The 10,362-nt window shown below is 63.1% G+C and carries 7 protein-coding genes; 4 read left to right on the top strand and 3 right to left on the bottom strand.

Annotation, left to right across the window (positions count from 1 at the left end):
• Positions 1-189: 189 nt before the first annotated feature.
• From VEK15_27780 to VEK15_27770, 3 genes are read right to left on the bottom strand one after another with little or no spacing between them, the layout of a single operon-like run.
• Positions 190-1,278 (bottom strand): aminotransferase class V-fold PLP-dependent enzyme, encoded by a 1,089-nt coding sequence (locus VEK15_27780; protein ID HXV64529.1) that lies wholly within the window; start codon positions 1,276-1,278, stop codon positions 190-192.
• A 44-nt stretch (positions 1,279-1,322) separates the two neighbouring features.
• A complete protein-coding gene (locus tag VEK15_27775; GenBank protein HXV64528.1) occupies positions 1,323-1,754 on the bottom strand; it encodes a thioesterase family protein in 432 nt (143 codons plus the stop codon).
• A 15-nt stretch (positions 1,755-1,769) separates the two neighbouring features.
• Complete coding sequence (locus VEK15_27770) at positions 1,770-3,269, bottom strand: mechanosensitive ion channel (protein HXV64527.1); 1,500 nt, start codon at positions 3,267-3,269, stop codon at positions 1,770-1,772.
• Positions 3,270-3,416: 147 nt separating this feature from the next.
• Here VEK15_27770 and VEK15_27765 point away from each other — a divergent pair, with 147 nt between their 5' ends.
• From VEK15_27765 to VEK15_27750, 4 genes are all read left to right on the top strand, one after another.
• The gene (locus tag VEK15_27765; protein HXV64526.1) at positions 3,417-6,056 is read left to right on the top strand and encodes a TonB-dependent receptor; all 2,640 of its coding nucleotides are present in this window, start codon (positions 3,417-3,419) and stop codon (positions 6,054-6,056) included.
• A 62-nt stretch (positions 6,057-6,118) separates the two neighbouring features.
• Positions 6,119-8,527, top strand: coding sequence for an efflux RND transporter periplasmic adaptor subunit (locus tag VEK15_27760; GenBank protein ID HXV64525.1), 2,409 nt, complete (start codon positions 6,119-6,121; stop codon positions 8,525-8,527).
• A gap of 51 nt (positions 8,528-8,578) precedes the next feature.
• A complete protein-coding gene (locus VEK15_27755) occupies positions 8,579-9,883 on the top strand; it encodes an aminotransferase class V-fold PLP-dependent enzyme (protein ID HXV64524.1) in 1,305 nt (434 codons plus the stop codon).
• Between the two features lie 22 nt (positions 9,884-9,905).
• Positions 9,906-10,362: alpha-ketoacid dehydrogenase subunit beta (locus VEK15_27750; protein ID HXV64523.1), on the top strand; the 457-nt coding region annotated here is incomplete at its 3' end.

Raw genomic sequence — 10,362 nt, 5'->3', positions numbered from 1 at the left:
TCTCGCGGCAGAGGTTTTGGCTACCGCTCGGCAGGCTGGACTGTACTTCTTCATCAGCCTTTCAGTGCTCAATGCCGTGGCGGGACCCGCGCTCGATCGGCCGCCACGGCTCGGGCTGCTTACGGCGCGGCAAGCGCGCCGGGCTCGCTCCGCTCGCGCAGGCTGGACTGTACTTTTTCATCAGCCTGCTTAGCCCATCCAGGCGCGGTGGCGCTCGAGCCCGTCGAGGAGCGCGTCCACGTCTTCGGGTAGGTTGTAATAGTGAAAACTGACTCTGAGGCCGGGTCCTCGCGCCGAAACGACGACGTTCTCGTCGGCGAGGGCCTCCACGAGTCTTCGACCGTCACGGCAGCCGAGCACGACCAGAGGGCCGCGACTCTCCGGCTCTTCCGGAGTCAGGACACGAAAGCCACGAGTCTTGGCGCCGTCGATCAACTTCGTGCCCAGCCTCTCCACGTGCGCCGCGATTCTCTCCGCTCCGACTTCTTCGATGAGGGATAGGCCCGCGAGCCCGGCGTAGAGATTGGGCACCGGAGGGGTTCCCGTCTCGAAGCGTCGCGCGCTCGGATGATAGGTGACGCGCTCCATATCGAAATCGAACGGTCTCTCCTGTCCGAACCATCCGGTGAGCAGGGGCTCGAGTCGCTCGATGTGCTCGCGGCGGACATAGAGAAAAGCGAGCCCCGAGGAGCCGAGCAGATATTTGAGCGCACCGGAGACGAGGAAGTCACAGCCCAGGGAGGTGACATCGAGCGGGCGCGTTCCCGTCGATTGATAGTCGTCGACGAAAGAATAGGCCCCGACGCGTCCGATGGCCTCGACCACCGCCCCCAGATCCTGCCGGTAACCGTTCCGGTAGCACACGTGAGACACCGGCACCAGGAGCACGCGCTCGTCGAGAGCCTCCTCGATCGACTCGGGGGGCATTCGATCGTCCACGCCGCGGAGGCGCACGATCTCCGCCCCGCGCTTTTGCTGGGCGAGCCAGTTGTGGGCGACGGTCGGGAACTCGAAATCATCGAGCAGGACTCGATTCCTCGCCCCACCGAACGAGAGCGCGCTCGCGAGGCTTCCCACCGCCGTCGAGGCGCAAAACGTGAGCGCCAGCTCGTCGGCCGAGCAGCCGATGAAGGCGGAGAAGCGCGCCCGGGCTCGCTCGAGAACCTCGACCCATTCCTCCCACGGGGAGCCGAAGGACCTCCACGAATGCAGATATCCGGCGTAGGCCGCTTCGACGGAATCTCCCAGGGCCCCTTTGGAGCAGCTATTCAGGAACACCTTCCGTTGGAAAATGGGGAAACGCCTCCGAAATGCCTCCGGCGTCACCTGGCCACATCCCGCGTCTCGAGCTCCGCGAGGAGCGCTCGCAGTTTCTCCGGCACCTTCGTCGGTCGATAGCTCGAACGCGCGACGGTCGCGATGACGATGTACCCATCGGCGACCGGCTTTCGCTCGGGGAGGAGCAACGCGTCGAAGCCCAGAGTGAAGCTCGAGTGGCCCAACCGCCCGAGCCGCATCTCGATGGCGATCGGATCGGCGAGGCGAGCGGGTGAACGATAGTTCGCGTGGGCCGCGACCCGAGGCATCCAGATGTCCAGCTCTTCGAGTAGCTTCTCGTAGCTCAGGCCGTGCTGCCGGATCCACTCGAGCTCGGCCATCTCGAAGTAACTGAAATAGCGCGGGAAATACACGAGCTTCGCGAGATCCACGTCCGACCAGGGAATTCGATGCTCGATGACGAAGGGTGAGCCCATGGAAGAACGCCCATCTTACCGCAGGCTTTCTCGCCAGGCTTCTACTTGCTTCGCGGCCACTTCGCGACCTCCGAGACCGAAGGCGATGGCCGCGGCGACCGCGACCGATCCCAGCACGAGCCCGAACGCAAGCTCGATGATCTCGTTCGCGATACCCATCTGGCGCAGCGCTACCGCTGTCGAAAGCACGAGGACCCCGATCCGCGCCGCGGTCGCCAGGATTCCCGCCTGGGCGCTGCCGCTCGCGCGAATCGTCTGCGCGGCAAGATTCGCGAGAAACAACCCGACGCCGAACACGATGATTCCGAGCACGAGCTGGCCGGCGAAGGACAAGAACCCCGACATTAGAGTTGCCAGATTGTCGAACCCGAGAAGACCCGCGGCTTCGATGGAGGCGAACAGCATGATGGCGGTGAGAAGCAATGTCCCTGCCAGCTCCGACGGTCGGCGCCCGGAGCTGACACCCCCTTCTTTCGCCAGGCCGAGCTTCAACAATATGGAATCGAACCCGGCTCCGGCGAGCACGTTCGACGAGAGCTGCGCCACGAGCCTTCCCACATAAAACGCGAGGGCTACCAGAATGGAAGCGGCGAAGATCAGGGGAATCGCTTCGAGTACGCGCGTCAGCATGCTCGTCGCCGGGGCGGTGATGGCTTCGAGCGAGAGCGCATGGAGCGAGGATACGAGAACGTTGAACAGGACGAAGACGTACACGACCAGACCGATGAGTCCCGAGAGCTTCCTCGTCCCCGCTTTCTCACCGAGGCCGATCCGTTCTCCGAAGCGGTCGACACCGACCGCGGCGAGCAGGCTCGTCACGATCCGCTGAACCACCCGGGCGATGAACCAGCCGATTCCCAGGATGACGAGGGCGGCGAAAACGTTCGGCAGAAAGCTCAGCAGTCGATCCACCATCGATTGGACCGGCTGGAGCAGCCCCTGCAACTCGAGGGCTCCGAGGATATTGGGAAGGAAGAGGAGAAAGACGAGCCAGTAGATGGCGTCACCGAGCGACTTGCCCAGTCCAGGCTCCGCCCCTTCTTTCAAACCGGCCTCTCCCCCGACTTTCTCGTCGAGCCGGAACCGGCTGGCCGCAGCGCGTACGCTTCTGCGAGCGAAGACGGCGATGATCCAGGCGACGGCGAGTAGAATGCCGGCCCCGAATAGTTGTGGCAAGTAGCCAAAGACCCGGTTCAGAAGCGTGAGCAACGGCTCGCTGACGACCGTGAGCTGAAGCGTGTTGAAGAACAAGAGGATCACGAACGCGAGGAGAACGTAATACACGATTCTCCCGACCCAGGGCTCGACTTCGAACCGAGAGCCTTTCTCGTCGCCGAGAATCCAAGCGCTGATGCGGTTGTCGATTGTCGTCTTGAGCAGCGCCTTGCGGACCCCCCAGGCCGCCATCCGCGCGAACAGCCAGCCAACGAACAGCACGAGGATGGCAGCAAGGATCCTTATGACTTGAGGGCCGAACAGCTCGGCAAGCCTCGGCAACATGGTTTCGATGTTCACGACATTGCCTCCTTTCGATGCGATTGGAGTTGTTGAGAACGCCGACAAGTCAGAAGGAGAGACGTTTCTCGAGCGAGCGCCGACGTGTGGCGCGAAGTATAACACTGCATTGAATCGCGTCCCGACACCGGCATAGACTGGCCCGCCATGAGCGGGCTTGGCGTCCTCGTGATCGCCACGATCTGGGCATCCACGTTCGAGCTCTCGGGCACGGTGCTCCAGGAACCCGGAATACCCCTTTCCGGCGCGACGCTGACGCTCGTGCACGAGGCGAGCGGGCGGGTACGAACGGCGAGAACGACCGATTCGGGACGCTACGATTTCCCGTCCCTTCCACCGGGCGAATACTCCCTCGAGGTGAGCGCCGATGGCTTTGCGACGTCGAGGTATGCGGGACTTCGGTATTTCGCCGACACGAAACCCGTCTTCAACGTGACTCTGCGATTACGCTCGGTTCAGGAGTCTCTCACCTTCACCGGCGAGGCCCCGCTCGTCAACGTCAGCCAGGCTCAGGTCGGCCGCTCGGTAGAGGATCGACAACTCCGGGAGCTTCCCCTCGCCGGGCGCGACTACCTGGAGCTCGTTGCACTCGATGGCAGCGCTCGAGACGGTGCCGAGGCCGCGCCCGGGGCCAGGCTCGTGACCGACGCTCCGCTCATCTCCGTCAACGGCCAGGCTACCCATTACACGAGCTTCGAGCTCGACGGTCTCGACAACACCCGCGACCAGCACGGAGTCGCCCTCGTCGATGCGAGTCTCGAGCCGATCGAGGAGTTTCGTGTGCTCAGCGGGCAGTTTTCGTCCGAGTACGGTCACACGCCGGTCGGAATCGTGAGCGCCACGACGAAAGCCGGCGGGAACGACTTCCACGGGACCGCCTTCCTCTACGTGAGGCCAGGAAGCTGGGACGCTTCCGATCCACTGACGGGAGCGGAGACCGCGCTCGATCGGCAGGACGTCGGCTTTACCTTCGGCGGGCCGTTCCGTCGAGAGAGAACGCATTTCTTCACGAGCTTCGCTTATCGAAACCAGCACGAGGACGTCGTCGTGACGGCGCCGTTCGACGCCGGACGGTTTCGCGGCCTGTTCGAGCTTCCCGAGGATCGGTCGCGTTTTCTGGGCAAGCTATCGCACTCGTTCGATTCGAGCCACCAGCTTGGCGTCACCGCGATTCTGTCCGGACAGTCCGCCGTGGAAGGTGTGGGAGGATTCGACATTTTCGAGAACGCGGTGGACACCGTCAACGACGACGTGGCCGTTCGGGCGAACCTCGTTTCGGATCTGGGCTCGGCGCTCTCCGAGTTTCGCGTCGCTTTCGCTTCGGAGCGCTTTCGGGCGAGCTCGGGTCCTCCACCCCTTGGAGCGGCCTTGCTCCACCCGCTTCTCGGCAACATCGGCAACCCGACCCGCTTCGAGAAGGTCGATGAGGATCATGTCGAGATCGGCCAAACGACCTCTTTCTCCAGGAAGAACCACGGACTCAAAGTGGGCTTCCGCTTCGTCCGCATCGGCAGCGAGAGTCAGCTCGACCGTTTGGGCGACGGCGCGTTCGTCTTCCCCCCCGAAGCGGGAGGCGAACCCATTCTCTTCTGGAGAAGCGAGACGCCGGCCGGATTCGAGAGCAGTCTTTCCCGAAGCGAGAGCCACGTCCAGATATTCGTTCAGGACGACTGGCAGCTCACACCCTTCGTTACCGCGAGCCTCGGAGCTCGCTTTCAGAAAGAGACCTCGGTTCCCGACAACGACAACTTCGCTCCAAGACTCGGCATCCATTGGGATGCGACCCGCGATGGGAGAACCTCGGTCCGCGCCGGCTACGGCGTCTTCTACGGTTTCGTCTTTTCCATCGTGGACTCTCTCGAGCGCCTGTACGGCGTCGGTGGCATGGCCACGTTCGCGACCTCGCTCGCGAGCGAGGCCGAGCGCACGATCCCGGATTATTACGTCGCCGGCGCGAGGCGCTCGCCCCTCGCGCAACACTTCACTTTCGGCGTCGAGCGAGAAGTGATGCCCGCCCTCTCGCTGGCCTTCGAAGTGAGCCACATCCGCGGAGACGACCTCATCCGCCCCTTCGACGAGAACGCGCCAGCCTTCTTCGATTACAGCGAAGCCGGTTCCCGCAGCGCTCTCGAGGCCGACGCGACCCGCCCGGATCCCGGACTCGGGGATCGTTACCGCCTCCAATCCACGGGGACGAGCCGATTCTGGGGCATACGACTCAATGCCACCAAACGTTTCGCCCGTCACTACATGATGCAAGCCGTCTATCACTGGTCCCGCGCTCGAGACGATGGGGACGACTACCGGGTAGCGGAGTCGCTTCCCCTCGACCCCGCTCGCCCGGGATTGGAATGGGGCACCGCGTCGAACGACTTCCCGCATTCCCTCGTTTTGAACGGTGTTTGGGAAGCGCCCTGGGGGATTCGACTGAGCGGCCTGTTTCGCGTGCGGTCGGGAAGCCCGGTGGACCCCAGAGTCGGACGCGATCTCGACGGGGATCGAAAGCTCAGGGAGCGCGGGGTCGAGAGCGGGAGCCTTTTCGAGCGCAACAGTTTCCGAGGACCTTGGGTGGCCACCTTGGACTTCTCGTTCGGCAAGCGGTTCGATCTCGACGAGACTCGCGGGATCGAGGCGACGTTCGACGTATTCAACCTGGCCAATCGCTTGAACCCCAGGCAAATCCTCCGCACCTACGGGGCGGGACCCCTCCCCCACCCGGACTTCCTCGAGGTCGTTCAGGCGGCTGCCCCCCGGCAGTTCCAGCTTTCCATTCGGCTGCTGTTTTAGCTAGAATGTCGCCCTCATAAAACGGCCCAATCCGCCGTCGGCCAACACAGACGGAGGGAGAGGTGTCAGAAGACATCAGCTGCAAGCGTTGCCAGCAGTCGTATCCCAAAGGCGGCAAGCGCCCTGGTGCCGCCATCCGCTGTCCTCGGTGCGGTTTCACGTGCCGGGTGCCGGGTGCGAGTCCCCCGGAGGCTCATCTCGCGCTTCGACGGGACCTCACGGTGGAGCCCGTCGACGAGAACGGGAGCCCCTATTACATCCTCAAGGACCCGGTAGAGAATCGCTATTTCCGAGTGAAGCCGCTCGAGTACTTCCTCATCTCTCAATTCGACGGCCGAACTCCCCTCGAGACGATCCGCCGGCGGGCCTCCGAGGAGAAGCGGGTTCTCGTTTCGGATGACGTGCTCCGGCGTTTCGCGGAGAAATTCCGCGAGCTGGGGCTCCTCGTCGATCCCGCCGCACCACCACCGCGAAAGCTAAAGAGATCGGGCGGATGGGCGAGCGTTTTCTCGATCCGTGTACCGCTCGCGAGCCCGGAACGCCTCCTCGATTGGCTCTACCCCAAGGTCCGGTTCGCCTTCGGAGCCTCTTTCGTCGCGGCCGCTTCGGTTTCCGTCCTCGCAGCCTGCCTCGTGGCAGTGTCGAATCGCGACGAGCTACGCTTCGGTCTCGCGAACGCGGTGAGCCTCGAGGGGTTGCTCTTCGTCCTCGTCACCGTGGCCTGCGTGTCGGCGCTGCATGAGCTCGCCCACGGGCTGACGTGTCGTCATTTCGGCGGACGGGTGACAGACATGGGCTTCCTCTTGCTCTATTTCCTGCCGTGTTTCTACTGCAACGTGAGCGACACCTATCTTTTTCCCCGGAAGCGAGAGCGGATCTGGGTCTTCTTCGCCGGGGGCTTCTTCGAGCTCGTCATCTGGGCGGTCTCGGTTCTGGCATGGCGAATCGTCTCGCCGGAAACCTTCGCGTCCAGGGTGCTCTTCGTCGTCGCCGCGGTCTGCGGCGTTCGGAGTCTTTTCAACTTCAATCCACTCATCAAGATGGATGGTTACTTCATGCTTTCGGATTGGCTCGGAATCCACAATCTGAGAAAAGAGGCGCTCGCCGGCGTCGGTCGCACGATCAAGCGGTTGGCGGGTGTGGGAGTGCCCCAGCTTCCGGCCGAGTTGACGGAAAGGCGCATCCTCGCGCTTCCAGGTGACCGCTTCCTCGCCTTGTTCGGTGTCACCGCTCTCGCCTACACCGCCGTTCTCGTCGGTGCCATCGTGACTTACTCGGGAGCTTACGTTTACGACACCTTCGGCCCCAACGCTCTCGCGGCGTTCTCCATCGGCCTCGTGGGTCTTCTACACAAACCGGCTTTCACCGCCGCCACTGCGGCCAAGGAGGCCGGCCGCGAGAAGTGGGAGAAGCTCGGCCAGCAGAAGAAACCGCGGTTTCTGCTCGTCTGGGGCGTGGTCGGCCTCGTCGCCGTGTTCTTCCCCTGGCCTCTCCGTATCGCGTCCGATCTCCGGGTTCTGCCCCAGCAAAGAGAGATCGTGCGGGCTCCGGCAGAGGGGCGTGTCGCCCGGATTCACGTGGCCGAAGGCCAGAGCGTCGAACGGGGGGATCTCATTCTCGAGTACGACGCAAGAGAGCTCGAGCTCGAGCGTCTCACGAAACAGGCGGAGCTCGCGCAGGCGACAGAAGAGCTGCGACTCCTTGCGAAACAGAATCCGACTTTCCGCGAGGAGATCCGCGTAAAGGAGCGCGCGCTCGAGACCACGCGAGCCGAAGAGGAAGCCGCTGCGCGCGAGTTCGACCGCGCGCGAGACCTCTGGACCATGGCGCTCATCTCCCAGGACGCCTTCGATCGCGCCAAAGACGCCCTCGAGAGGGCACAGGCCCGCCGTCGCGAGGCCGAAGCCCAACGGGAGCTCGCGCGCAAGTCGAGCCCCGATAGCCGCAGTGAACAGATGGAAGTCTACCATCTCAGGGATCCCGGCGCGCAGAAAGCGGTGATCGAGAAGCTAGAAGCCGAGCTCGCCCGCCTCGACGACTTGCTCCGGCGAACGAAGATCTACGCTTCGATCGCGGGCACTCTAACGACCTATCGCTTCGAGGAGAAGGTAGGGGACTTTCTCGAGGAGGGCGCCGAGGTCTGCGAGATCGCGAACGACGAGCGGGTCGTCGTGGAGATGCCCCTGTCGGAAAAGGACATCGATGTGGTGCAGCACGGACAGGCGGTGAAATTCAAGGTCCGCGGGTACCCCACCGAGAGCTTCCACGCGGTGGTCGACGAGATCGCCCCGGTGGCGACTCCGGACGAGGGGTCTTCCAAGATTCTCATCCGCGCCTACGTGGACAACCGCGACAGGCTATTGAAACCGGGGATGACCGGTGTGGCCAAGATTTATACGGGCATGAGCTTCATGGGCCACATTCTGACCCGCGACATCATCCGGTTCATCCGGACGGAGTTCTGGCTCTAGCTGCGCTCCCTCTTCAGCCGTGATACGCTCGCGCACCGGAGGAAGCACGCGATGGAGAGACGGCGGTTTCTGCAGACCTTGGGCGCGGGACTCGGAGCGGCAGGCGTCACCACGATCTTCGACCCGGGTGAGACCGCGCGGGTGGAGGCGGCTACGGGCCGCGTCGCCTCGCTCGTGCCCGAAGAGGTCGCTCGAGACGAATCCTATTGGCGGGACGTGCAGCAGGCTTTCAGCATCTCCCGAAGCCTGATCGATCTGAACAACGGTTATACCTGCCCGTCACCTCGAGTCGTGACGGAATCGCTCATCGACTATATCTGGCAGCAGGAGGAAGCACCTTCGTACGTACTTCGCAGTCTGCTACCGCCTCGCCGAGAGACCGTACGCAACGGCCTCGCCCGCCTCTTCGGCTGTGACCCGGAGGAGATCGCCTTGGTGCGGAACACCTCCGAGGCGATGGAGATTCTCCTCCTCGGCATCGACCTCAAATCGGGTGACGAAGTCGTCACCACCACTCAGGACTACGGCCGGATGCGCACGACTCTCGATCAGAGGCAAAGACGCGAGGGCATCGAGATCAAGTACATCACCATCCCCACCCCCGCACGGACCATGAACGAGATCGTGGAGAATTTCCGCGGGGCCATCACCGCCAGGACGAAGATGATCCTGATGTCGCATCAGATCAATCTCACCGGCCAGATCCTCCCGGTCAAGGAAGTGTGTGACATCGCCCGTGAGCACGGGATCGAGGTCATGGTGGACGGAGCCCACTCTTTCGCCCAGTTCGCCTTCAAGCGCGAGGAGCTGGGCTGCGATTACTTCGGGACGAGCCTCCACAAATGGTTGCTGGCGCCCAAGGGAACGGGCATGCTCTTCGTGCGGCGCGACAAGATCGAGAAGATCTGGCCTCTCATGGCGGCGCCAGAGAGCATGAATGCCGACATAAGAAAGTTCGAGGAGATCGGGACCCACTCGCTCGCCCCCTATCTGGCGACGGGAGAGGCTCTGGCCTTCCACAACGCCATCGGTTCCGATCGAAAGGAGGCGAGGCTCCGGTACTTGAAAGACTACTGGGCGAAGCGGCTCATGGAGCTCCCCAACGTCAGGCTCCACACCTCGTTGGATCCGCAAATGAGCTGCGCGATTGGCAACGTCGAGATCACGAACGTCGCTCCCGACGATCTCGTCGACTACTTCTGGGACAGACACCACATCATCGTCACCGCGATCAACCACGATGAGTATCGGGGGCTGCGGATCACCCCGAATCTCTACACCACCATGGACGAGCTCGACTATTTCTGCGAGGTTTTCGAGCAGGTTGCTCGACGAGGCCTGCCGAAGTCTGCCTAGGAAATCCTGCGCGCTCGCTTCGATGCCCGTCATCACCTATCTGGAAGCCATCAGTCAGGCCCTGCGCGAGGAGATGCGCCGCGACCCGAGCGTATTCCTCATTGGCGAGGACATCGGCGTCTTCGGAGGCGCGTTCAAGGTCACGCGCGGTTTCCTCGAGGAGTTCGGCGAGGAGCGCGTCATCGACACGCCGATCTCGGAGTCGGGATTCACCGGGGCCGCCTGTGGCGCCGCCATCATGGGGTTTCGGCCGGTGGTCGAGTTTCAATTCGCGGATTTCATCGCATGCGCCTTCGATCAGATCGTGAATTTTGCCGCCAAATGTTATTACCGCTGGGGCATCCCCGTTCCCGTGGTGTTTCGCGGTCCGTCGGGGGGCGGCTTTCGCGGCGGTCCTTACCACTCCCAGAATCCCGAGGCTTGGTTCACTCACGTAGCCGGCCTCAAGGTCGTGCAACCCTCGACGCCCTATGAGGCCA

The organism is Vicinamibacteria bacterium, assembly GCA_035620555.1.
Lineage (GTDB): Bacteria > Acidobacteriota > Vicinamibacteria > Marinacidobacterales > SMYC01 > DASPGQ01.
Note: the sequence above shows the minus strand (reverse complement) of the source record. Positions and strands in the feature narration are given on the sequence as shown.